18 protein-coding genes and 1 tRNA gene are annotated in these 23,875 nt (G+C 45.0%); 13 read left to right on the forward strand and 6 right to left on the reverse strand.

The genetic code is table 11. The features are described 5' to 3' along the window. Position 1 precedes the first annotated feature (1 nt). Positions 2 to 646, reverse strand: a complete 645-nt coding sequence (locus BGK61_RS12230) for a TetR/AcrR family transcriptional regulator (protein WP_014949073.1) — start codon at positions 644 to 646, stop codon at positions 2 to 4. 407 nt (positions 647 to 1,053) lie between these two features. Here BGK61_RS12230 and xdhA point away from each other — a divergent pair, with 407 nt between their 5' ends. From xdhA to BGK61_RS12265, 7 genes are read left to right on the forward strand one after another with little or no spacing between them, the layout of a single operon-like run. Further along, positions 1,054 to 2,499, forward strand: coding sequence for a xanthine dehydrogenase small subunit (gene xdhA / locus BGK61_RS12235; protein ID WP_076012303.1), 1,446 nt, complete (start codon positions 1,054 to 1,056; stop codon positions 2,497 to 2,499). Further along, a complete protein-coding gene (gene xdhB / locus BGK61_RS12240; RefSeq protein ID WP_076012302.1) occupies positions 2,492 to 4,858 on the forward strand; it encodes a xanthine dehydrogenase molybdopterin binding subunit in 2,367 nt (788 codons plus the stop codon). The genes xdhA and xdhB overlap by 8 nt, the downstream gene beginning before the upstream one ends. Next, positions 4,855 to 5,817, forward strand: a complete 963-nt coding sequence (gene xdhC / locus BGK61_RS12245; RefSeq protein ID WP_076026082.1) for a xanthine dehydrogenase accessory protein XdhC — start codon at positions 4,855 to 4,857, stop codon at positions 5,815 to 5,817. The genes xdhB and xdhC overlap by 4 nt, the downstream gene beginning before the upstream one ends. Further along, on the forward strand, positions 5,804 to 6,307 hold the full coding sequence (gene uraD / locus BGK61_RS12250) for a 2-oxo-4-hydroxy-4-carboxy-5-ureidoimidazoline decarboxylase (RefSeq protein WP_076012961.1): 504 nt from the start codon (positions 5,804 to 5,806) through the stop codon (positions 6,305 to 6,307). The genes xdhC and uraD overlap by 14 nt, the downstream gene beginning before the upstream one ends. A gap of 58 nt (positions 6,308 to 6,365) precedes the next feature. Then, complete coding sequence (gene uraH, locus BGK61_RS12255) at positions 6,366 to 6,692, forward strand: hydroxyisourate hydrolase (protein ID WP_076012962.1); 327 nt, start codon at positions 6,366 to 6,368, stop codon at positions 6,690 to 6,692. Positions 6,693 to 6,697: 5 nt separating this feature from the next. Beyond that, positions 6,698 to 7,990, forward strand: a complete 1,293-nt coding sequence (guaD, locus tag BGK61_RS12260; protein ID WP_076026083.1) for a guanine deaminase — start codon at positions 6,698 to 6,700, stop codon at positions 7,988 to 7,990. A 47-nt stretch (positions 7,991 to 8,037) separates the two neighbouring features. Continuing rightward, the gene (locus tag BGK61_RS12265; RefSeq protein ID WP_076012285.1) at positions 8,038 to 9,327 is read left to right on the forward strand and encodes a urate hydroxylase PuuD; all 1,290 of its coding nucleotides are present in this window, start codon (positions 8,038 to 8,040) and stop codon (positions 9,325 to 9,327) included. 33 nt (positions 9,328 to 9,360) lie between these two features. Here BGK61_RS12265 and BGK61_RS12270 read toward each other — a convergent pair whose 3' ends face one another. After that, positions 9,361 to 10,638 carry a diguanylate cyclase gene (locus tag BGK61_RS12270; RefSeq protein ID WP_014998018.1) on the reverse strand — a complete coding sequence of 426 codons (1,278 nt, stop codon included), beginning with the start codon at positions 10,636 to 10,638 and terminating at the stop codon, positions 9,361 to 9,363. 292 nt (positions 10,639 to 10,930) lie between these two features. Between BGK61_RS12270 and BGK61_RS12275 the strand changes: the two genes are divergently transcribed. Next, positions 10,931 to 11,206 carry a putative quinol monooxygenase gene (locus tag BGK61_RS12275; RefSeq protein ID WP_014976188.1) on the forward strand — a complete coding sequence of 92 codons (276 nt, stop codon included), beginning with the start codon at positions 10,931 to 10,933 and terminating at the stop codon, positions 11,204 to 11,206. A 49-nt stretch (positions 11,207 to 11,255) separates the two neighbouring features. On the opposite strand, the gene BGK61_RS12280 is transcribed toward BGK61_RS12275, so the two are convergent. Continuing rightward, the gene (locus tag BGK61_RS12280; protein ID WP_014998017.1) at positions 11,256 to 11,615 is read right to left on the reverse strand and encodes a winged helix-turn-helix transcriptional regulator; all 360 of its coding nucleotides are present in this window, start codon (positions 11,613 to 11,615) and stop codon (positions 11,256 to 11,258) included. An 88-nt stretch (positions 11,616 to 11,703) separates the two neighbouring features. Continuing rightward, positions 11,704 to 12,201 carry an acyloxyacyl hydrolase gene (locus tag BGK61_RS12285; protein ID WP_014998016.1) on the reverse strand — a complete coding sequence of 166 codons (498 nt, stop codon included), beginning with the start codon at positions 12,199 to 12,201 and terminating at the stop codon, positions 11,704 to 11,706. Between the two features lie 215 nt (positions 12,202 to 12,416). Here BGK61_RS12285 and BGK61_RS12290 point away from each other — a divergent pair, with 215 nt between their 5' ends. The 5 genes from BGK61_RS12290 to BGK61_RS12310 all read left to right on the forward strand — a co-directional run bounded on the left by BGK61_RS12290 (position 12,417) and on the right by BGK61_RS12310 (position 21,629). Then, positions 12,417 to 13,061 carry an NAD(P)H-dependent oxidoreductase gene (locus BGK61_RS12290; protein WP_014998015.1) on the forward strand — a complete coding sequence of 215 codons (645 nt, stop codon included), beginning with the start codon at positions 12,417 to 12,419 and terminating at the stop codon, positions 13,059 to 13,061. Position 13,062: 1 nt separating this feature from the next. After that, complete coding sequence (locus BGK61_RS12295; RefSeq protein WP_076012284.1) at positions 13,063 to 14,988, forward strand: monovalent cation:proton antiporter-2 (CPA2) family protein; 1,926 nt, start codon at positions 13,063 to 13,065, stop codon at positions 14,986 to 14,988. Between the two features lie 278 nt (positions 14,989 to 15,266). Beyond that, entirely contained in the window at positions 15,267 to 16,400 is a 1,134-nt protein-coding gene (locus BGK61_RS12300) for an efflux RND transporter periplasmic adaptor subunit (protein ID WP_014998013.1), read from the forward strand. A gap of 3 nt (positions 16,401 to 16,403) precedes the next feature. Next, a complete protein-coding gene (locus tag BGK61_RS12305; RefSeq protein ID WP_076012283.1) occupies positions 16,404 to 19,463 on the forward strand; it encodes an efflux RND transporter permease subunit in 3,060 nt (1,019 codons plus the stop codon). A gap of 231 nt (positions 19,464 to 19,694) precedes the next feature. Then, a complete protein-coding gene (locus BGK61_RS12310) occupies positions 19,695 to 21,629 on the forward strand; it encodes an EAL domain-containing protein (protein WP_076012282.1) in 1,935 nt (644 codons plus the stop codon). 83 nt (positions 21,630 to 21,712) lie between these two features. Here the strand turns inward: BGK61_RS12310 and BGK61_RS12315 are convergent, their stop codons facing one another. Both BGK61_RS12315 and BGK61_RS12320 read right to left on the reverse strand, forming a co-directional pair. Continuing rightward, complete coding sequence (locus BGK61_RS12315; protein ID WP_076012281.1) at positions 21,713 to 23,431, reverse strand: sensor domain-containing protein; 1,719 nt, start codon at positions 23,429 to 23,431, stop codon at positions 21,713 to 21,715. 210 nt (positions 23,432 to 23,641) lie between these two features. Then, positions 23,642 to 23,718, reverse strand: a tRNA-Val gene (locus BGK61_RS12320). Positions 23,719 to 23,875: the final 157 nt, after the last annotated feature.

Genomic DNA, 23,875 nt, shown 5'->3' on the forward strand with positions numbered 1-23,875 from the left:
GCTACACCTCGAAGTTTTCTGGCACAGATAACCCACAGCCACCGAGCACGAGTTTTACCACTTGTTTTGTAGCGTCTTCAAAATCTGATTTTGTCATTTTTTTACCACGTAGACGGGTTATTTGCGCAGAGAAGTCAGCATAGTGCTGGGTACTAGCCCAAATAGTGTAAAGCAAGTATTCACCTTCAACAGGTGGCAGTTTGCCGGCCTTTACCCATGCATCAATAACCGCTAGTCGCCCTTTCATCCAAAGCGCGTGCTCTTCGTCGAAGTAGCCACTTAAGTTTTGCGCACCATTGATAATTTCCATCGCAAAGATTTTTGAGGCCATTGGATGCGTTCGCGACACTTCCATTTTCTCAGCGATATAATTGGCGAGTACCTCGGCAGGGTCGTCTTCTACTGTGGCTTTATCAAAACGTGAGTTCCACAGCGAAAGGGTTTCTTCTAATACCGCTACGTACAGCTCTTGTTTAGTTTTGAAATAATACAAAACGTTGGTTTTAGGAAGTCCTGCTTCATCGGCAATTTTTTGTACTGCTGTACCTTTGAAGCCAAACTGTGCAAAACATTTTTCAGCGGCTTGGAGTATTTTTCTTCTGTTCATAGCGCCAACGCCAGCGTCAGCACTTTTTACCTTCATCATTATTATTAAAATTCCTTTGCAATCTACTTTGCAAGCGCACGGGCAGTATAAATGCTGCATGCCTTTTCGATAGGTTAGCATTTATTGCCGACGCGTTGCTATGCTCTTATAGATCATACTTGCCCTATGTAGATAGGGTTAACCATACTAAAGCACGAATTACGCGATTAGCTTTAAACCTTGCACGAATCTTGCCTTATCCTTTAATGACAAACTGACGCAGTGTTTAGCAAAAAGAAATTTGGAAGGTATCGCTTCTTTTCTCCAAGCAAATTTGCGCAAAATCATGGCCTTTTATAACTCGGCCTTTTTTTATAAGCAATAAATTGACCAAATGGTCTACTTTTATTGAAAAAATACAGCTATATTAATGAATACAAGAATGAATATAACAAGAAGGTGTGAGTATGATTCGCTTTCTAATAAATAACGATGTCGTTGAATTAAATGAAGCGCGGGCCGACCTCACCCTTCTACAATTTATTCGCGAGCATCGCAAAAAAACAGGCACTAAAGAAGGCTGTGCAGCAGGAGACTGTGGCGCATGTACCGTTGTACTTGTGGAGCCAGCATCTTCAAATAGCTCTGCAGAACTTAATTACCGAACAGTGAATAGCTGTATAACGTTGATGAGTGCTGTTCATGGGAAGCAGCTTTTATTTGTTGAGCATTTGAACGATGGTAAACACTTACACCCCGTACAGCAGGCGTTAGTTGATCACCACGGTTCTCAGTGTGGCTTTTGCACGCCTGGGTTTATTATGTCGATGTTTGCTTTGTATCACAGCAATACAAAGCCAAATCGCGACGATGTGCTACACGCCTTATCAGGCAACTTGTGTCGCTGTACAGGCTACCGCCCCATTATCGACGCTACATTGGCGGTATGCGAGCAAACACCTGATGATCAGTTCACTGCACGCCAAGATGCCACCCTTTCTACTTTGCTATCATTATCAGGTGAGAAGCCTACAGGTACGGGCAATATCCATACACCAACGTCTCGCGAAGAACTGAAGACCCTGATTCAAGCGCATCCTAACGCACAGCTAGTTGCTGGCAGCACGGATTTAAGCCTACAGTTCACGCAACAGCTAAAAGATGTAAACACGCTTATTAGTGTGACGCATATAGATGCACTAAAACACTGCACCAAAAGCGAGCATTCTCTTATTCTTGGTGCAGCTGTCCCGTTAAATGATGCGGCACCTTTACTACTTAATGCATTTCCGCAAGTGGCTGAGCTTGTTACCCGATTTGCCTCGTTGCCTATTCGCAATCAGGCTACCATTGGCGGTAACGTGGCCAACGCTTCGCCTATTGGTGATATGCCGCCGTTATTACTCGCATTAAATGCCATACTACATTTAGATAACGGCGATAATGTTCGTACGATCCCAATCAGCACATTCTTCACGGGCTATCGCGAAACCACGCTGGCGAAAGATGAATGGATAAGTGCAATAGAAATACCATTGAACCAACATAATCAAGCATTAGCTGCATATAAAATATCGAAGCGCTTTGAAGATGATATTTCAGCCGTCTGCGCTGTATTTAATGTCACACTCGACAACGGCAAAGTCGAAGCAGTTAGCAGTGGCTTTGGTGGTGTGGCAGCAGTACCTTCAACCTGTGAAGCGTTAGAAAAGGTTTTGAAAGGTAAGCAGTTTGCTAGCAAAGAATGTTTGGCGTTAGGTAAACAAGTTTTATTCGATGCATTTTCACCCATTGATGACGTGCGCGCTACAGCACAATACCGTAAGACCGTTTTAGCTAACTTGTGGCACCGCTTCTGGTTAGAAAACCAAACCGTAAACCATATTGAAACACGAGTGGTGCAGCATGCGTAAATTAATTGATGCCCCTAATCCGTTACAACAAAACGACAACCAGAGTGTCGTTCACGTTTCTAAAAAGCATGAGAGTGCAACACGCCAAGTACAGGGCAGTGCCAACTATGTTGACGATGTAATTGAACCTCAGGGTACTCTTTACGCTGCAGTCGGTGTAAGCCAATGCGCAAAAGGCACGATTAACTCGATAAATCTTGACGCTGTTCGTCAAAGTGAAGGTGTTGTAGATGTCATAACGATTGACGACGTACCTGGCCATAAAGATATTGGCCCCGTGTTCGAAGGCGATCCGTTACTCGCCAATGGCGAAATGAAATTTTTTGGTCAGCCAGTCTTTGCAGTGCTTGCCACTTCGGTAAACCTTGCCCGACAAGCTGCGCTAAAAGGGAAAGTAGAGGTGAGTGAAGCCAAACCTGTACTTAGTGCAGAAGCTGCCCACCAGCAGCAAACGTTTGTGCGTCCCCTACACCGGTTTGGCCAACATACTGACCGCGTTGAAAGTACATTTGAAAAAGCGACCTATCAAGCACATGGCACACTTAGTATTGGTGGCCAGGAGCATATGTACTTAGAAGGACAAGTGAGCCTTGCGATCCCCGATGAAGAAGATCGCATGAAAATCTATACGTCTAGTCAGCACCCCAGTGAAGTACAAAAACTCGTTGCCGAAGTGCTCGATGTAAAATTGCACCGTGTGATGGTAGACATGCGACGTATGGGTGGCGGCTTTGGCGGAAAAGAAACGCAAGCCGCGCAATGGGCCTGTATAGCGGCTTTACTGGCATCGCGAAATCAATGTGCGGTTAAGCTTCGCTTACCGCGCTTCACCGATATGCATGTTACTGGAAAACGTCACCCGTTCGAAAACGAGTTTGATGTAGCCTTTGACGAGACAGGAAAAATTGAAGCTACCCGTATGACAATCAATGGTATTTGTGGGCACTCGCCTGATTTATCTGACGCCATTGTAGATAGAGCCATGTTCCATGCAGACAACGGCTATTTCTTGGGTGATAGCGACATTGTTGGCCACAGATTACAAACTAATATGGTATCGCACACCGCTTATCGAGGCTTTGGCGGACCGCAAGGCATGATTATGGCTGAAGCCATGATTGATAAAATTGCCCGTGCTATTGGTAGCGACCCCCTGTCGGTAAGAAAGCGTAATTTATACGGCCCGACTACAGGTAGTTTTACCCCCTACGGAATGAAGGTAGAGCACAACCTTTTACCCGATATGATTGCCGAGCTAGAAGAATCTGCTCAGTATTGGCAGCGCCGTGAAGCTATTGCAGCCTTTAACCGAGAAAGCCCGGTAATTAAGAAAGGTTTAGCACTAACGCCTGTTAAGTTTGGCATTTCATTTACCGCGAAACATTTGAACCAAGCTGGCGCTTTGGTGCACATTTATACTGATGGCAGTATTCAAGTGAACCATGGTGGTACTGAAATGGGTCAAGGACTGCACACAAAAATAGGCCAAATTGCAGCCAATGAATTTGGCCTTGATTTGGATATGATTGAAGTCACTGCCACGCGCACTGACAAAGTACCAAACACTTCACCTACAGCGGCCTCAAGCGGCACTGATTTAAACGGGAAAGCCGTACAAAATGCGTGTATTACATTAAAAACCCGTTTGGCTGAGTGCTTTGCCAAAAGCTTAAGTCTGGAGGACCGCGCTAGTGAAGTGCAGTTTATCAATCAACATGTGGTATTAGGTGAACACAGCATTGCTTTCACCGAGCTTGTTCAGCAGGCATATTTTGCCCGTGTATCGCTGTCGTCTAGCGGCTTTTACAAAACACCTAAATTGCAGTACAACCGAGAAACAGGCGAAGGCCGCCCGTTTTTCTACTTTGCCTACGGCGTTTCAATGAGTGAAGTCTCTGTTGATACGCTTACCGGTGAATACACCGTAGATAAAGTCAACGTGCTCCACGATGTGGGCAACAGCCTTAATCCCGCCATTGATATTGGCCAAATAGAGGGCGCATTTATTCAAGGCATGGGCTGGCTTACCACAGAAGACTTAAAGTGGAACGAAGCAGGCAGGCTAATTAGTGAAAATATGGCGACCTATAAAATTCCGGCAATTGGCGATACGCCAAAAGAGTTTAATGTGAAGCTGTTCGGTAGAAAAAATGCTGAAGATAGCATTTACCACTCAAAAGCCGTTGGTGAGCCACCATTTATGCTGGCCATTTCAGTGTGGTGCGCACTAAAAGACGCGATATCAAGCCTGTCTGGCTACACGATTGATCCGCAACTAGATACACCAGCCACACCAGAACGTGTTCTGAACGCTGTAACTGCTATTCAGCAGTTGGATAACCAAGGCGGTGTTGTATGACACTCACGGCAGCAAATTCATCTCGCGCGCCCCAATCTTTTCGCGCAACGCACTGGCATGAGGGAATAGCCGAATGCCAAGAGCGTAACGAAGGCTATGTGCTGGTTACAGTAGTAGGAGCCGCTGGCTCTACACCTCGAGAGCCGGGCAGCAAAATGGTGGTTACCGCATCGCATAGTATAGATACCATTGGTGGCGGGCATCTCGAGTTTGATGCTATTGCCCGTGCACGTGAGTACCTTGCGAAGGGTGAAGCATGTACTGAACTTCACAGCTACCCGTTAAGCAGTTCTTTAGGGCAGTGTTGCGGCGGCGCAGTGAAGGTACTGTTTGACGTGTGCAATGTTCACCAGCAGCACATCGCCATTTTTGGTGCAGGCCATGTTGCAAAAGCATTGGTGCCTATTTTGGCCCAATTGCCTGTGCGCATTTCGTGGATAGACAGTCGCGAGGACCTGTTTCCATCGTCTTTGCCAGCTAATGTGCACAAAGTAGTAGAAGAAATGCCAGAAAGCGAAGTGAGGCATCTTAATGAAAACAGTTGGCTGATTATACTTACTCACGATCATCAACTGGACTATCGTATTACTGAGCAGGCGTTAAAGCTGCCTTCCCTGCCCTTTGTTGGGTTAATTGGTTCAGATACAAAAGCGAAGCGTTTTATTACGAAGCTTACTCAGCGCGGATTTAACGACGATGCGCTGGCTAGACTAGTTACCCCTATTGGCAATCGAGATATACCTGGCAAGCGCCCTATTGAAGTTGCTGTCTCTATATCTGCTCAAATTATAGAGCGTCTTCATATGAAAGAACCAGCGGCAAGCGCTGTTGAAAAATCAAGCGTTTCGGTAGCGTGTGCCGAGAGTAAGCGCCACAGACCGCAGACGCATCATGTCAATGAGAAACAACAAGTTTCGGCGCTTCAAAATAAAAAGGACACCACCAGTGACATTAAATGATGTAAATGCGCTTAGCACAGAAGAGGCTTCGTCGTGGTTTGAACAATGCTGCGCGTCGAAAACCTGGATTTACCAGATGGTGAAAGCACGCCCCTACAGCGATATCGATGCACTTACTAATCAAGCCACAAGCGCCTGGGCCAAGTGCAGTGATGACGACTACCTGGAAGCTTTTACGGCACACCCCATGATTGGCGACGTTGATTCGTTGCGCAAAAAATTTGCTAATACCAAAACCATTGCTGCGGGCGAGCAGTCGGGCACAGCTGGCGCATCTGAGGCCGTTTTACACCAGTTAAAAGAAGCCAATCACGCCTATTTGGACAAGCACGGGTTTATCTTCATTATTTGTGCTACCGGTCTTTCTGCGCAGACTATGTTAGAAGCATTACAGGCTAGGCTGCCAAATACCACACAGCAAGAAATTACCAATGCTGCTGCAGAGCAAATAAAGATAACCCTTTTGCGTATTAACAAAGCGCTGGATTAACACCCGCACTTTCAAAAATACGATTAATACGCATTGAATAGTTTTTAAGGAAAACAGTATGACTACGCTTTCAAGCCACGTACTAGACACTACATTAGGTAAGCCAGCACAAGGCATTGCCCTTACACTTACACTACCTGACGGCAGCACCCTTTCTGGTGAAACAGATAATGACGGGCGTTTTAAAAACTGGGGTGTTTCAGACGGCTTTGCAGCAGGCGTTTATACCCTGCGCTTTCACTGCAAGCACTACCTAGTAGAAACGCATGGCAGCAGTTTCTACCCACACATTGATATTAGTTTCGAACTTGAGGAGAATGGCGGTCATTATCACGTACCACTTCTTATTTCTCCTTTCGGTTTCAGCAGCTACAGGGGCAGCTAACACACATGCAGCTTTTTCGTGCAAGCATTGCGCACTTTCCCAACCAAACCACACAATTCGATAATGACATCGCTATTTTCAAAGATGGTGGTTTGTTGGTAGATAATAAAGAGATAAAAGACATTGGCGCATTTGATGAGATAGCAAAGCGCTACCCTGCCGCCACTGTGACAGATTTTTCAGGTAAGTGGATTTTGCCAGGCTTAATAGACAGTCACCTGCATTATCCGCAAACACAGAGCATAGCCCATTATGGCGAGCAGCTGTTGAGCTGGCTTGAGAACTATACGTTTCCCACAGAAATGCAGTTTGCTGACAGTGAGCACGCCGAAACCATTGCTAATGTATTCTTACGCCAATTGCTAAAGAACGGCACCACCACAGGTTTTGTTTTCACTACGGTTCATAAAGGTAGTAGCCATGCATTATTTAGTGCAGCAACCGAAATTGATATGGCGATTGTGGCCGGTAAAGTATGTATGGACAGGAACTGCCCTAGCGCGCTTGCTGACTGCGCTGACACAGCACAAGCTGACAGTGCACAGTTAATCGAAACCTGGCATAACAAAGGCCGCAACCGCTATGCGCTAACGCCACGCTTCGCCCCTACCAGCACGGAAGCACAGCTTGCGGCATTAGGTGAGCTTGCCAAGCAGTACCCTGACGTTTTCATTCAAACACACTTGTCTGAGAACTTAGATGAGATTGCGTGGGTGAAAAGTTTATTCCCTAAAGCGGACGGCTATTTGGATGTATATGACACCTATAACCTTGTGCGCGAACGTGCGGTATTTGGCCATGGTATCCACCTTACGCCAAACGAATGGGCGCGCTTAGGCGAGAGCGGCGCTACAGTTGCCTTCTGCCCAACATCGAACCTATTTTTAGGTAGTGGCCTTTTTGATATGACCGCAGCACGCGCTAATAAGGTGCATGTAGCTATGGCCACCGATGTAGGCGCAGGCACTACGTTTAACATGTTTAAAACCTACGGCGATGCATACAAGGTTAGTCAGTTACGCAACGAGCCCATCAGCCCGTTAGAAGGGTTTTACTTAATGACCCAAGGCGCAGCAATTGCACATGCTCTTGACCATGAAATAGGCAACTTGAATCCAGGTACTACCGCCGACTTTATCGTTGTTGAGCCAAGGTTTGATGAATTAACACGATTGAGGATAAAAGAAGACGCAGAATTCGACGATGTGTTTTTTGCCTTGAGTATTTTAGGTGATGACCGCGCTATCGACCAAACCTGGATAAGCGGTACCTGCCGCTATAAAAAAGAACATAATTAATAACAGGCTGCTGTAGGGCCTTTTGGCCCTAATAAAGGAGAACAACAATGCCGTGGCTAGATTGGATAAGTTTATTCGTACGTTGGTTCCACGTTATAGCGGGTGTAGCGTGGATTGGCGCGTCATTCTACTTTATTTGGTTGGATAACAATCTACGAACGCCACCTAAATGGAAGCAAGACAAAGGCATAAAAGGCGACTTATGGGCTATTCATGGCGGCGGGTTTTATGAGGTTGCCAAATACGCTTATGGCCCAGAGAAAATGCCAGAAACACTGCACTGGTTTAAGTGGGAAGCCTATACCACGTGGTTATCGGGCTTCGCTTTACTGATCATCGTTTATTACTTTGGCGCAAGCGCTTATCTAATCGACCCGTCGGTAAACGCCATGTCACCCGCCACAGCAATATCTTTAGGGTTAGGATTAATCTTTGGCGGACTCGCCTTATACGAATCTGCCTGCCGTAGCCCATTGGCAAAATACCCGCTGGCCTTTGGTATCGGATTAGTTGCGCTTGTTTGTATTGTCAGCTACTTGTCTACCCAGTGGTTTAGCGGTCGCGGAGCCTATATTCATGTTGGCGCGCTTATTGGAACCATCATGGCAGGCAATGTCTTTTTTAACATTATGCCAAACCAGCGCAAAATGGTGGCCGCTGTAGCCGATAAAAAAGATATCGACCCTAACTGGGGAGCGAGCGCAAAATTACGCTCGGTACACAATAACTATTTCACGCTGCCGCTGCTGTTTATCATGATTTCAAATCACTACCCAATGACATATCAGCATCCACAAAATTGGCTGGTACTCATTGCGATAATGGCCGCTGCCGCTTGGATACGTCATTTCTTTAACTTGCGTCATGTGGGTACCACTAAGCCTGGTATTTTAGTGTCTGGCGCAGTCGCCATGCTAGCAATCGCCCTTTGGGTGTCGTGGCCGCAAGCAGCATCACCCCAAACATTCAGTCAAAATGAAACACTAAGTACATCAAATAAAGACCAAGATAGCGCGAGCCACGCCAATGGTGAAATCCGCAAAGAAGCCCCTGATAGGGCTGTCGGCGCAGCGAGTTCTGAAATAAGTAATGAGCGCGTAACACACTTAATTACAACTCATTGTGTAGGCTGTCACTCGCGCACACCAACGGACGATATATTTAAAGTCGCCCCTTTGGGCGTGGTGTTAGATACATGGGAAGATATTGAAAGGTTCGCGCCACAAGTGGTTCGAAGAACCACTGTGACCAAAGACATGCCATTTTTAAATAAAACTAAAATGACAGACGAAGAGCGGCAAGAAATAGCTCGCTGGTTTGCTCAAAAACAGCAATAAATTCGAGCAAGCGATGTAGATAGCACTAACTCTCTACATCGCTTTGTCAATCGCGGTTAAAACTTGCTGATGACGCTTTTTTCCGTACATCACCTCATCGGCCTTATCTAGCCATTCCTGCACGGTTTCAATGCCTTCGCTCCACTCAACCCAGCCTACGCTAAAACTGATAGGCACTACCTTATTATCATCTACCTCGACTTCAAATTTGCATTTAGCGACCCGATTGAAAAAAGCTTCGGTCTCTTTTTCATTTGTTCCATACAGCAAGATGACAAACTCATCGCCACCAATGCGCCCAAACCTATCGCTATCACGCAGCAGATTGCTCATCTTTTCAGAGAACTCGACAAGTGCCTTGTCACCTACCTTGTGCCCGTATCTATCGTTTATTTCTTTAAATTTATTTAGGTCGATGTAAACAAGGGTGGAGTTTTGTTCACCGCGATCCATGCGAGAAATTTCATCGCTTAATTGACTAAATATTTCTCGTCTATTGGCAAGTCCGGTAAGCGAGTCAGTTTTAGAAAGGTGCTCTAGTTTAGTCACCGCACTCATTAACGCTTGCTGTTGCGCTTTCTCTCTTGTTATGTCGTCAGCCGTACCCAAAATAAGCGACTGCATTTCGCGATCGTCGTAAATCAAGCTTCCACGGTCGTGAAGGTACTTCACTTCGCCCTTTGAGTCATATATTCGATATTGAATATCCCAATTTTGTAAAGGACGCTGTCGAAACAATTTTAAAACCCGTGCTTTATCGTCTTCATGAACATGGTCAATAAAGCTTGTTGGATTGCAATATAGCTCATATTCGTTACGGCCAAAGATATTAGAATACCCGTCGTTCACATACTGTAGTTTGGTAAGATCAGGTGTCGCCACCCAGATGAAAGTTCTGTCGGAAAAAGCGCTGACAATTTTACTGAACAAGGCATCTACTTGAAAAAGCTCAGCCTGAATTCGCTTTTTCTCATCGATATCTTCTACGATAGAAATAAAATAGTCTGGGTTATTGTGCTGGTCTCTGACTAACGATACCGTTAACTTCGCCCAAACCAACTCACCGTCACGCCTAACATAGCGCTTTTCTATTGCGTAATTGTCGATATCGCCAGCCATTAGGCGTTCTAGATAACTGAGATCTTCATCTAGATAGTCCGGCGCGGTTAATTCTTGAAAAGTTAACTTAGTCAGCTCTTCATCAGAATACCCTAAGAAGTCACACAGCCGTTTATTAACACGTATAAAGCTTCCATCCACGCTCACGTGCGCAAGCCCCACTGGACAAAAGTGAAAGGTTTTTTCAAACATAGGGCATTGCCCCGCTAAGTAATTGCATTCCGTCGCCTCAAGAAGTGGCGCTCAAACAATAATGAGCCCCATTTATACTTTGGTATAAGCCATTATAGATTAACTTTTTTCAATCGCTAAAAACTGAACCTAAGAAAAAGGCTTAGATAGCGTCTAACTGCGACATAGCGGTAAAAGGCATTTGATGGTGGAGATTGCTTTTCACCTGAAAAAAGTTGCTAGTCAGCTTTAAACGCTAACCATTACTTCTTTAGTTGCCTATGTTAGCGTTTTTTCTCAATAGGACAGTTAAATGATCGAGTTTTCAGTCGTTATCTATTCTCAACCAAACCAACAAGATGCACTTTTAGACGCATTGTTACCCTTGGTTAAATCAAGCCGAGAAGAAGTCGGCGCAGTGATGTATGACCTACATGCATGTGAAGAGGGTGTATTTGTTATTACGGAGAAATGGCAATCTCAGGATGCCCTTGATGCTCATGAAGCTACTGAACACTTTGTTGGTTTCCAAGAAAAAGCCGGAGAGCTTGTTGAAAAAGTACTTCGATTACCGCTAGTGTCGGTCTAGCACTTTGTAAAGCAAATGCGGTGAGATAAATGCTCACCGCTAGCGGTATTTAATCATTCGTGTGGTTTTCAGACCAGACTCTTAGCTGTTCAAGAATATCTAGCGCTGAGCGCCCAAACTCGGTGAGACTATAAGCAACCGCAATTGGACGAGAGTCGATAACGTTGCGGATCACCATACCGTTGTTTTCCAGCTCTTTAAGGCGCTGATCAACCATCTTCCGGCTGGCACCGCCAAGCATTCTACACAGGTCGTTAAATCTAACAGGCTCATCTTTGAGATGATAAATAATAGAACCCGTCCACTTTCCACCTATTAACCGCATGCCTCGTTCTATAGCACACGGTTCGTTACAGGTACTCAAAATGGAATTTTTACTCTTTTCATCAATGATTGCTTTATCGTTCATTTTTATCCTACCCGTGACTGACGGCCTCAAAGGTAGCCGTTGTCTAATAAAGTACATTATCTAAAGGTATCAAAAAAGCACTAGCCTATTAGAAACGATAAAGTGCACTTAAAACGAAAGACTCGGAGCCTGGATTAGTGTCCCCTAAGCCACCATTTGAAATGTGTCCGATTTCAGCTTCAAGTATTACTTTTTCATTTAGTTCATATAAAGAGGACAACGACGAATAAAACTCAATGGTGTCGCCTAAATCATCAGACTCATCCACAATGCCTGCATGAAATGCAACTCTAACGCTGAATTTACCTCGCTGATAAACGTCTTTAGCAAGGCCTGCAGAGAAGTAATGCTGACCTTCATCAGCTGAAATCAATAAAAGCGTTGGACGAAGACCATAGTAATCCTCTAACGGGCTGTGCACGTACGCAGTATGTATGGCGTTTCTATCAGCGCTATCAAATAAATTCCAAACTGCCGCCCCAGCTTTTAGCTCGCTTCCTTGAGGCAACGCATACGTTGTAATAGAGAAAAACGAGATTGCTGCGGCTGCAACCAAAATGGCAAGTGTTTTAAAGCATGTTTTCATGTTTGTACTGTTCTAAGCAAAAGTTATGTGTAGATGCGTGTCCATTCATGATCCTTTGTCCCTGAGTCAACAATAGTAATCAAGTTACTTTTTTCAACCTAATAACCATTAGTTACCTTATAACTTAGAAGAAATAGCCATTCGATTTTGTTTTAAACACAGCGTAATGTTTAAGATGAAAGCAGTTTTACGAATAAACCCTAGGCCGCAACCAAATGAATGAAGCAGATACAACGACCATAGAGAACTCGAAAAGTAACAAAAAGGTACTGGTTCTTTTCGCTCACCCCGCGCAAACCCGTTCAGAAGTAAATGTGCCGCTTTTTCACGAAGCAAAAATGAATAAACACGTTACTGCTGTTGACTTGTATGCAGAGTATCCAGATTTCAATATTGATATTGAACGGGAGCAGCAGCGTTTAATCGACCACGATGTCGTTGTTTTTCTGTTTCCACTTTACTGGTATTCCACACCTTCAATCTTAAAAGAATGGCAAGATTTAGTGTTGGAATATGGTTTTGCCTATGGGCATGAAGGCACTGCACTTAAAGATAAATTATTTCTTTGCGCATTAAGTGCAGGCGGTAAGGAAGAAGCCTATCAAACTGATGGCTTTAATCATTACACCATCAGGCAACTGCTCCAGCCTTTAGAGCAAATGGCTCAGATCACGCACATGACCTACATTGCTCCTTTTGCGATCTTTGGCTCTCGTACTGCGCAAGAAGAGCATCGCGTTGCTGAACATAGAGGTAAGTGGACAACCTTGCTAAACAAATTGACCACTAACACCCTGAATCTAGAAAAAGCAAAGCACATCGAGAATCTCGCAGACCTTTGTACGTCGCAAGGAGAGTAACGTGACTGGCTATTTCTTATATGCATTTATCTATCTGGTCGCCGCCGTAATTTCAGTGCCCATTGCGAAGCGTCTTGGATTAGGGTCTGTACTAGGCTATTTAATAGCGGGGCTAGTGATTGGGCCGATATTCGGCCTTGTTGGTGACGAAACTGTTGCCATTCAACATTTTGCTGAATTCGGTGTAGTCATGATGCTGTTTTTGGTTGGGCTAGAACTAGAGCCTCGCTCACTGTGGGCGATGAAGTCAAAGCTGCTGGGACTTGGCGGCCTTCAATTAACGCTGACCACAGCTTTTATCACAGGCGCCGCATTGATACTTGGCCAGCCTCTTGGTATCTCCCTTACCATAGGTCTGATTTTCGCGCTGTCTTCAACTGCCATTGTCTTACAAACCTTACAAGAAAAGGGCCTTCAGAAAACGGAAGGGGGTAAAAGCGCCTTCTCTGTTTTGCTGTTTCAAGATATTGCAGTTATTCCTATGCTTGCACTCATTCCTCTTCTTGCCATACCTGAACTAGTAGCTGAAGGAAGCGCACAGAGTAGCGATGCAGGGTCGCACGATAGTCTAAATCTTGTTGAAGGGCTTGCTCCCTGGGCATCGGGCTTAGTGATTATTAGCTCAATTGCCTTCTTAACGGTGGGAGGTCACTATTTAAGCCGACCTTTGTTTAAATTTGTTGCAGCGTCGGGTTTAAGGGAAATCTTTACCGCCACAGCGCTTATGCTAATCATTGGTATTGCAGCGTTAATGGGTCTTGTTGGACTGTCTCCCGCCCTCGGTGCATTCTTAGCTGGCGTGGTTTTGGCTAACAGTGAATTCCGTCATGAACTTGAAGCCAATATCGAACCGTTTAAAGGCTTATTGTTAGGTCTTTTCTTTATCACGGTCGGCGCTGGTATCAATTTTTCTGTGCTTTCTGAAAGTCCTATGCTAGTTGCAGGGCTTACCATCGCTGTTATGCTTGTGAAAGCCATTGTACTGTTTATCATAGCTTTAATTTTTAAAATAAAAGGCACTAAAAAGTGGCTGTTCACACTTAGCCTCGCACAAGCCGGTGAATTTGGCTTTGTGCTGTTAAGTTTTGCCTCGCAAAACTATGTCCTGCCCCGCGATATCATTTCAGTTCTTTCACTTGTTGTTGCCATTTCCATGTTCTTAACGCCAGGGCTTTTCATTCTTTTCGACAAGGCGATTATTCCTCGCTATAAAAACGCGAAGTCTCAGCGAACACAAGACACCATCGATGAAAGAGGCACAGTGGTTATTGCTGGAATTGGGCGGTTTGGTCAAATTATTAACCGCCTTTTAGTGGCCAACGATGTAAATACCGTTGTGCTTGATATTCGCTCTGAGCAAATAGACCTTATCAGACGGATTGGCACCAAAGCCTATTTTGGCGATGCATCCAAACCAGACATTTTGCATACTGCTGGCGCCCATGAAGCATCGTTATTAGTTATTGCTATAGACGATAAAGAAACCGCTGCCGAAATGGTGAAATACGCCAAGCACGCATTTCCTAACATTAAAGTGCTTGCGCGTGCCTTTGACCGCGGTCATGGGTATCGCTTGCGCCAGTTGGGCGCAGATTTTGTGGTATCTGAGACGTACCACAGCGCTCTTGAGATGGGCGCAGAGGCACTTCGCTCACTCAATATTCACCCTTTCCAAGTTGAACGGCAAAAAATGGCGTATAAAAATATTGAGGCTCAGCAAAACGATGTGCTGTATCACGCGTGGGCGGATGAGGCCAGCGGAGAACGAGTAGACAATAATTATCTGAAACTTTTTATTGAACTTGAGTCGCTAATCGAAAATGCGCTAAAAGCAGATTTACACGACAAGCATTCGAAAATGCGTGGCTGGACGCCACCACCGAAAGGCTATGCTGAAAACCTCGCGCCCGATGAGAAACCTGATTAGGGTGAATTGCGAACTAGCCGGCGGTATTTCGAGAGGGTAATTGTCTGATAGTGACCGGACACCCACGAATATTTATGGGCGGTAGCATACTATCGCCTTGTAAAAATAAACAAAAAGCTGATCGAAAAGGGAAAAAAACGCTATAACCTGTATGTATATCAAACTTGTCGTATATTGGCTTTTTATCTTTCACGTTCAGAAGTTGACACGCGCCTTGTACAAGATAACCCATTGCCTTAGTGGGAATAAAAAGTGGTCTATTTAAATGGAGAGTTACCATGTTGTCTGAAAAAAGTCGCTTTCACAGCCTAACAATGCGCACTGTGCTTATATTTACTGTGCTCGCTGTATTAAATGCCTGTGATGATGCCCCTACTCCACCAAAAGCCGTATCATCTTCACCTGTAACACTTTATAAAGTGCAGCATTCAGACGAAACCATAGCTAAATTCCCGGGGCAAGTAGAAGCGGCTGAATATTCAAACCTCTCGTTTCGCATTGGCGGCAAATTACAAGAGCTCAAGGTAAAAGCAGGCGAAGAAGTTAAAGAAAACCAGCTTATTGCTCGACTTGACGACAGAGACGCAAAAGCACAGCTAGCCACAGCCCAGTCGCAGTTCGATGTAGCGTCGGCCATGTTTGAACGCATGGAAGCATCGGTGGAAAAAGGGGCAGTAAGTCGCTCTACCTTTGACGAAGCGAAAGCTAATTTTTTAGCGGCAAAAGCGAGCCTTACCAACGCACAGGATCAGTTAAGCTATACCGAGCTCCGCGCCCCCTTCGCTGGACTAATTGCTTCGGTACCCGTTGAGAATTACCAAGTTGTGGTTCCGCAGCAAACCATTGCCGAGCTTCATATGCCAGGGGCAATAGATGTGACATTTCAACTGCCCGAGCAAAAGATGCGTATGATTGACCGTTCTAGGGCCCGTAAAAACCGAACGTCTGAAATGGCGTGGGTGACGTTTTCCGGAATGCCAGAAAAACGCTACGCGGCCATGTATAAGGATCACGAAAGCACCACGCGACAAGGCGAGCTTAGCTATGAGGTAACAATTACTCTGCCAGAACCAGACGACATCAATGTTCTAGCGGGCATGAGCGCCACCGTATTACTTGATATGTCGAAACTCATTGAGTCTAACGCGAAGCTTTGGCTGGTGCCTTTTGGTGCGGTGGTTACCGACAATGCAGATCCAGACAAAGCGATTGTATGGCGTTTTAAGCCTAGTGATAGCGACGCAACGAAGGGCACCGTAGAAGCAGTAGAAGTAATGATTACGCGCGGTATTTCCAACGGTCTGTTAGTTGAAGGCCCGCTAAACGACGATGATAAAATCGTTGCTGCTGGAGCTCATCTTGTAAAAGAAGGCCAAGCTGTTACGGAGTGGACGAAAGAAGGGGGCCTATAAGCCATGGTCGAGTATTTTTTTCGTCAAAAAGTAATTAGCTGGATGGTCGCCATCATCTTGGGTGTTGGCGGCATTGTGACTTTTCTTGGCTTAGGTCAGCTAGAGTTTCCCGAATTCACCATTAGAAATGCTCTGGTTATTACTCAATACCCAGGGGCAACGCCTGAGCAAGTTGAGGAAGAAGTAACGCTGCAGCTTGAAAAGGCGATTCAGCGTATACCCAATGTTAAACGAATCAGCTCAGTAAACATGGTTGGGCTATCGCAGATTACCGTTGAACTTAAAAGTAGCGTTCAGGCCAAGGAGCTAGAGCAATACTGGGACAACTTGCGCCGTAAAGTGGGTGATGCACAGGCTTCACTGCCCCCGGGAACCAGCACATCTATTGTGAATGATGACTTTGGTGACGTATTTGGGTTACTGCTTACCCTTACAAGTAAAGACTACTCCCTTAAGCAAATGGAAGACTTTGCAGATCTAATGCAGCGAGAAATTCAGCTTGTTGACGGGGTAAAAAAGGTGTCGATTGCCGGCACGGTTAACGAGCAAATTATCGTGTCATTAGATCACGATAAAATGAAAGCTTTAAACGTTTCTGCCGACTCAATTGCAGGCCTTCTAACCGCACAAAACGTGGTTGGCAACGCAGGGTCAATTAAGGTTCAGGGGAAACGCCTCTCTATTCAGCCCACCGGTGAGTTTGACAACTTAGAGGCGTTAGGCCAAGTGGTAATTGGTTCTCCCGCAAGCGGCCTTATTCGTTTAACAGATATTGCAACCATTGAACGCAAGCTTAACGACACACCGTCTATTTTGTATCACAGCGCCGGTACACCAGCTCTTTCGATAGGCGTGTCTTTCGCCTCAGGAGTTAATGTTGTTGAAGTGGGCAAACGGCTCGAAAATAGCATTGCGGAGTTAGAACAGCGCATGCCTCTAGGCATGTCCCTTAACACTGTTTACAACCAGCCCACGGTGGTGGACGACTCTGTGACAGGCTTCCTCATTAACCTGGTTGAAGCGGTCGCCATCGTAATCTTTGTACTTCTGCTTTTTATGGGCTGGCGCAGTGGCGTGCTGATGGGGCTTATTCTTGTGCTAACCATTCTTGGCACTTTTATTTTGATGTCTATAAAAGGCATTGAATTGCAAAAAATCTCCTTAGGTGCGCTTATCATTGCCCTTGGTATGTTGGTCGATAACGCTATCGTGGTAACCGAAGGCATGTTAATTGGCGTGAGAAAAGGGCAAACCAAACTGCAGGCAGCCAAAGACGTAGTGTCTCAAAACGGTTTGCCGCTGCTTGGCGCCACAGTTATTGCAATTACCGCTTTTGCGCCCATTGGTCTGTCGCCAGACGCTACCGGTGAATTTGTTGGCTCCCTCTTCTGGGTACTGTGCTTCTCGCTGTTCTTAAGTTGGCTCACCGCGTTAACCATCACCCCCTTCTTTTTCGACTTACTGTTTAAAACTGAAAAAGAGCGAGGCGCTAATGATGAAGATGATGACCCATACAAAGGCATTATTTTCACGGTGTACAAACGTGTACTCACTGCTGCTATCAATCATCGTTACGTCACGATACTACTGGTGCTCGTTGCACTGGTAGGCAGTGTAGCGTCAGGCAAATTTGTAAAAAACGCGTTTTTTCCAGATTCGTCGACACCGCTGTTTTTCGTCGATTTGTGGCTGCCTGAGGGTAGCGACATCTTAACTACCGAGCAGTCTATACGCCGCCTAGAAGATAAAGTGCTAAGCATGGAAAACATTGCGAACGTAACCAGTGTAATTGGTGGTGGTGCACAGCGCTTAACGCTGACCTACGCACCAGAAGACAGATACGCCAGCTATGGCCAGCTTATTGTTGAAACCGATACCGTCGAGGCTCGTGACGCTCGTATGCGAGAAATTATCGAGTTGGTCAGACAAGACTTTCCTAATGTGCAATACAAAGTAAAAGCACTTCAGGTCGGGCCGTCCGCAAAAGCGGCAATTGAAGCAAGGATTTACGGGCCAGAACCAGAAGTTTTGCGGGAGATTAGCAGCGATGTTGAAGCAATATTCCAAGCAGAGAAAACCATGGACAGCGTGCGCTTATCATGGAGCAACAAAGTCCCATTCGTTGAGCCTGTATTTCTTGAAGAGCAAGCCAGGCGTATCGGCGTAACCCGCGATGCTGTGCATACTTCATTTCTACTGAATAACGAAGGTAAAACTGTTGGACTATACCGCGAAGGTAGCGATTTAATTCCCATTGTCATGCGCAACGATCTAAATCAACGCTACGACATTGATAATCTTGCCTCACTCAATGTATGGAGCCAAGAGCAAGGTAAATACATCAGCATGGCAGACGTTATTAGTAATGTGGATGTATCACTCGATAACCCTATTATTAAGCGCCGTAATCGGGTGCGGATGCTGGCGGTTTATGCCGAGCCAATGCCGTTATCTGGTGAAACAGCAGCTAGTGTGCAAGCTAAAGTACGCCCACTTGTCGAGGAACTTGAGCTTCCTGATGGCTATCGTATCGAATGGGGCGGCGAATATGAAACCTCAACCGACGCACAAAGTGCCCTATTCGCAAGCATGCCCATAGGCATTTTAGGTATGTTCATCATTACCGTATTGCTGTTTGGTAAGCTTCGCCAGGCGTTAGCGATATGGGGCGTAATACCGCTTACCACTATCGGCATTATTGGCGGCCTAGTGCTGGTCGGCGCACCGTTTACCTTCATGGCGCTATTGGGCAGTTTAAGCCTTATCGGTATGGTGCTTAAAAACGGTATCGTACTAATGGAAGAAATAAATGTACAAGCAGAAGGCGATAGTGGTGCATTCGATGCTGTAGTAGCTGCGTCAGTTTCCCGTGTGCGCCCAGTCTCAATGGCAGCTATAACTACGATACTCGGCATGATCCCGCTATTTTCAGACGCGTTCTTTGCGTCTATGGCGGTAGTCATTGTATTTGGCCTCACGGTCGCTACCGTTCTTACACTGCTTATTTTACCAGTGCTGCATTGTACGTTTCACGGCATCAAAGCTGAGCGAGATTTACATTAGGCACACTACAGCGATGGATTGTAGACGAAAGATGAGTAGCGCAGAGATAATGCTTGCTTCATTATTCCACACTTTATTAATTCTCGCTTAACACTATGTTTTGCAGTACATTTATTACTCGCTGCAAGGAAACTGCTGGCGGGTATACCAAAAGCCTCAATCAGGGTTAACGCACACAGCCTGTTTGAGGCGAATAATAAATTTCTCAGTTAAAGGAGCTAACTGCTAGTAATGAAGCTGTCTAGTCAAATCAATATGGGCGTGTTTGCCCTTATGCTTTTTGCATTTACCGTTTTGTCCAGTATTGAGTTAAGCGAGATTAAATCTCGTACCTCAGCGTCAATCAAGCAAGAGGCTCAAAAAGCACTGCTAAGCTATGAATCGACAGTAGTAAAAACCTCCTCACTTTCTACTCAATCGAAGCAGTCAATAATTGATGCACTACTTAGTCAAATGGTGTTACAGCCGTTTTTGTCTGCAGCAAAAGCTATTGATGTTGAGGGAAATGTGTTCGCTAAGTACGAACGTGCGCCGAACATTACTATACCAAGTTGGTACCTGCAGTTAGACTCTACACCTGCGTTTGATAGAAAAATTCCCTTAGCGAATAATGAGGGTTATTTACTGGTAACGTCTGACAAATCTTATATTTACTCTGAAATCACCGCGATACTTATCAAAAACGCTGTCATCTTTTGTGGGCTATTCTTCATTCTGTCACTGTATGTATTAGCGGTAACCAAATTCGCTAAGCGCCCTATCGTTAATACCATAAAAAAGCTTAATGAAATTAACAGTCACAATTTTTCGCCTTCACAGGTAAATGCGTTTACTACAGATTACCGCCAACTTACTAACACGGTGAACGATCTCACTACATCATTAGCATCAAAATTTAACGACATTGCTCAGCAATCTGAGCGGTTCAAAGCAGAAGCCAACAAAGACACATTGACAAAATTGCCAAACCGAAGTGCATTCGAGCGCCATTCACGCGCACTATTGTCTGACACATCTACCGGGCATGAAAAAGAACTCATTCTTGTCAGGCTCGCTCAGCTTTCTGCCATTAATACAAAGTTGGGGATGCTTGCCGGTGACAACTATGTGAAATCTATCGCTGACGTTCTCTTGCATGAAGCAAAGCGTAGCTGCAAAAGTGGCTTTGTATTTCGGCTTTCAGGCGGCGATTTCGCCTTGATAAGTGAGGTCATGGGGCGGGATGAACGCGATTTGATGTTAGAAAACATGTCGAAACAGTTTGCCAACGCTACGCCCTTGCGCGACGGGAGCAAAGTAATTTGGATGGGCATCACCCGTTTTACAAGTCAGATGACATTACAGCAGATTATGGAAAGCGCAGACAGTGCGTTAATAGCTGCGATGAAAACGCAAAAGGGCTGGCAGTTTGCTTCTGAGGTGTCACAGGTTCACAGCAACTCAAAATGGCGCGAACGCCTTAATTACATTGTGTCACAACAATATGCTGACATTCTGATTCAGCCCGTGATGAACGTAGAAAGAAATGCACCAGCCTATTACGAAACCTTCGCAAGATTTAAAGACAAAGATACCAATGACATCATCCCCATGGCGCAACTGATCCCTGCGTCAGAGCGTTTAGACCTTATTCCTCAGGTCGACAAGTTGGTAGTGAGTATCGTATTTAAAAAGTTAAAGGTTACGTCACATCAAGTTGCTGTAAACATCAGCAACGCATCAATTGCCAATAGCGAATTCAGAACATGGTTAGTTGAAGAACTAAGGCTAAGAGAAACACTGTGTTCTAGACTCATATTTGAAGTTGAAGACGCCGCACTTATTCATCATAGAGAAGTAGCAGAAGCGTTTTGTCGTCAACTCATACAGTTAGGCTGTCGAGTTACCATCGAACACTTTGGCGATAACTTCGCTTCTCTTTCTGGTTTAAGGGCAATTCAGCCTCAATTTGTGAAGCTCTCGGGAAGGCTAACACAAGGGATCCATACCAATAAAGATAATCAGCTATTTGTTTCTAGCCTTATCAACATTGCCAAAGGCCTTAACATCAATGTAATCGCGGAGATGGTAGAGAATGAGGCAGAGTCTGTGGCGCTAAGCAAATTAGACGTTGAACACCAGCAGGGCTATTACTTTGCGAAGCCTTCGCTATGGACCATGTATTAGCATTGAATAAAGCGATATTCAGGTTTGAGTTTGAGTTTGGGAAGGTGTACTTCACTCTTATACACCTTCTTTGCAATTACTTTTTACTGTTCTTTAATCAGGCGTTCAACGGCATCAGAGGTGATGGGTTTTGAATACAGAAAGCCCTGAACATATTCAACATTGAGCGCTTTGCAGTAATTAGATTGGTTTTGTGTTTCCACCCCTTCAACAACAATATTCAAATCGAGTTTGTGGCCCACATTTACTATCGCTTCCATTAATGCGCTGTCATACGCATTTTCCGGTGCGCCTCTTAAAAACGAGCGATCTATTTTTAAGTGGCTAACGGGAAACTGTTTTAAATAGCTTAGCGACGAATAGCCCGTACCAAAATCATCAATAGATATTTCAACGCCTTGATCGCGCTGTGTTCTTAAATTCTCTAAAATGGTGTTGTCAGACCTAATAAGTACGTTCTCAGTAAGCTCTAACCCAATATCTTTAGGCAGCAAGCCGTATCGCTCTCGACATTCCTTTAATCGTTCAAAGTAATCATTCTGCTCAAGTTCCTTGCCTGACACGTTTATATCAATGCGTATGTCGATACCCTGCGATTTCCACATTTGCGCCTGCTGGCACGCGTTTTCCAACACCCAGTTACCAATATGAACAATCAACTCACTGCGTTCTGCGATGGGAATGAAAATATGTGGCGGAACGGCTCTTCCCTCATCCTTGGGACGCCACCTTAATAGCGCTTCACAGGATGCTGCCTTTCCAGTGATTAAATCAAATTGAGGTTGGTATAAGAGTTCAAACTCATCATTCACCAAAGACTCGTGCAAGTAAGCGGCAATGTTGCGCTGCCGACGTACTTGCTCGCTTAAAGCTTGAGTGAAAAAGTGAAAGCGATTGCGACCCTCAGCCTTAGCTTGATACACAGCGACGTCGGCATTTTTTAGAAGATCGTCTATTTCCCGCCCATCTTTTGGGTAGAGAGAAATGCCAATACTAGAGGTGATATGCACGTTTTCACTACTGAGCGCGAAACTCTCTTTAAAGCAATCAGTAAGCTTTTTAGCAATACCCGCACTTTCTTTTTCAGACATGGCCTGGGTGGCAACAAAAACGAACTCATCTCCACCAAATCGTGCCAGTAGACCTTGTTCGCCAATACAATTCGATAAACGCTTAGAGACTGAACGCAGTAATTCGTCGCCCCAGGTATGCCCTAAGGTGTCATTAACTTCTTTGAACATGTCTAAGTCAATAAAGAACAGAGCAAAGCTAGTTTGTTCTACAGACGCCCGTTCGATAGCGTCGGTTAAAAACTGCGTTAGCAAGCGGCGATTTGGCAATTCAGTGAGCAAATCGGTAGAGGCCATTCGTTCAAGTTCTTGCCGAATAGCATGCTGCTCACTTAAGTCGATATCGACGCAATACATTTCCGGAGAATCAGTGTCTTCTTTCAACATGACGTGTGATGAGAACACGTGAATAGGGTCGCCATTTTTCTTCTTTAACACCAGCTCGTTGGAAGGAATTGACTCACCCTGTTCAATCCATTGCTGGTGCAGTCGAATAACTTCACTTTTCATGTATGAAGGGATGATTAAATCCTCAAGTTTCTGACCTATCGCTTCATATTCATTAAAGCCATACATCTCTTCGCTTGATTGATTCCAATAAATGACATTGCGGTGTTTGTCATATCCTTGCACCGATACTTTCGGTAAGGCACTAATAAGCTGTAGGAAGCGCCTTTCGGCCGAACCATGTTGTTCAAATAACGGGGGCCTTTGATATTTCTGTAAGCTCATCTTACTCCCGCAAGTACCAAGTTGTTGGTTAGCTTAGATATAGAATTGCGACCTTCTTTTTAGTGTAGTCGAAAACACGAATACCACAGACATTAATAAACTAATGGTATGTATATGGCGTTGAATGAAAAAGCTGATGTTAGATAAAGCTAACGAAACTTCGCAAAAAAGCGCTAGTTGGAATCAAAAAGAAGAAATTACGTAGGAAATTGGTGCGTCTACCCTGATTCGAACAGGGGACCTCTACCATGTCAAGGTAGCGCTCTAACCAACTGAGCTATAGACGCATATAGATTTTTGTTGCACCTGAGAGGTGGGCGAATGCCAGACAACGGCGCGTATAATACTTAGCACGAGCGTTGCCTGCAAGAAAAACTTAACAAAAGCCAATTCAAGTGCTTAATTTGACAGCAATTCGCCACTTTCTCGGTCAACAGTACTCCA

Origin of the sequence: Alteromonas abrolhosensis (assembly GCF_001953635.1) — a bacterium.
GTDB classification, from domain to species: domain Bacteria; phylum Pseudomonadota; class Gammaproteobacteria; order Enterobacterales; family Alteromonadaceae; genus Alteromonas; species Alteromonas abrolhosensis.

Bases quoted from the DNA above. Each gene is read 5' to 3' on its own strand.
- BGK61_RS12315 (WP_076012281.1), bottom strand. From the start codon at position 23,431: ATGAGCTTACAGAAATATCAAAGGCCCCCGTTATTTGAACAACATGGT.
- BGK61_RS12300 (WP_014998013.1), top strand. From the start codon at position 15,267: ATGTTGTCTGAAAAAAGTCGCTTTCACAGCCTAACAATGCGCACTGTG.
- BGK61_RS12265 (WP_076012285.1), top strand. From the start codon at position 8,038: ATGCCGTGGCTAGATTGGATAAGTTTATTCGTACGTTGGTTCCACGTT.
- uraH (WP_076012962.1), top strand. From the start codon at position 6,366: ATGACTACGCTTTCAAGCCACGTACTAGACACTACATTAGGTAAGCCA.
- BGK61_RS12275 (WP_014976188.1), top strand. From the start codon at position 10,931: ATGATCGAGTTTTCAGTCGTTATCTATTCTCAACCAAACCAACAAGAT.
- xdhC (WP_076026082.1), top strand. From the start codon at position 4,855: ATGACACTCACGGCAGCAAATTCATCTCGCGCGCCCCAATCTTTTCGC.
- xdhA (WP_076012303.1), top strand. From the start codon at position 1,054: ATGATTCGCTTTCTAATAAATAACGATGTCGTTGAATTAAATGAAGCG.
- BGK61_RS12310 (WP_076012282.1), top strand. From the start codon at position 19,695: ATGAAGCTGTCTAGTCAAATCAATATGGGCGTGTTTGCCCTTATGCTT.
- BGK61_RS12290 (WP_014998015.1), top strand. From the start codon at position 12,417: ATGAATGAAGCAGATACAACGACCATAGAGAACTCGAAAAGTAACAAA.
- BGK61_RS12270 (WP_014998018.1), bottom strand. From the start codon at position 10,638: ATGTTTGAAAAAACCTTTCACTTTTGTCCAGTGGGGCTTGCGCACGTG.
- xdhB (WP_076012302.1), top strand. From the start codon at position 2,492: ATGCGTAAATTAATTGATGCCCCTAATCCGTTACAACAAAACGACAAC.
- BGK61_RS12285 (WP_014998016.1), bottom strand. From the start codon at position 12,201: ATGAAAACATGCTTTAAAACACTTGCCATTTTGGTTGCAGCCGCAGCA.
- BGK61_RS12230 (WP_014949073.1), bottom strand. From the start codon at position 646: ATGATGAAGGTAAAAAGTGCTGACGCTGGCGTTGGCGCTATGAACAGA.
- guaD (WP_076026083.1), top strand. From the start codon at position 6,698: ATGCAGCTTTTTCGTGCAAGCATTGCGCACTTTCCCAACCAAACCACA.
- BGK61_RS12305 (WP_076012283.1), top strand. From the start codon at position 16,404: ATGGTCGAGTATTTTTTTCGTCAAAAAGTAATTAGCTGGATGGTCGCC.
- BGK61_RS12280 (WP_014998017.1), bottom strand. From the start codon at position 11,615: ATGAACGATAAAGCAATCATTGATGAAAAGAGTAAAAATTCCATTTTG.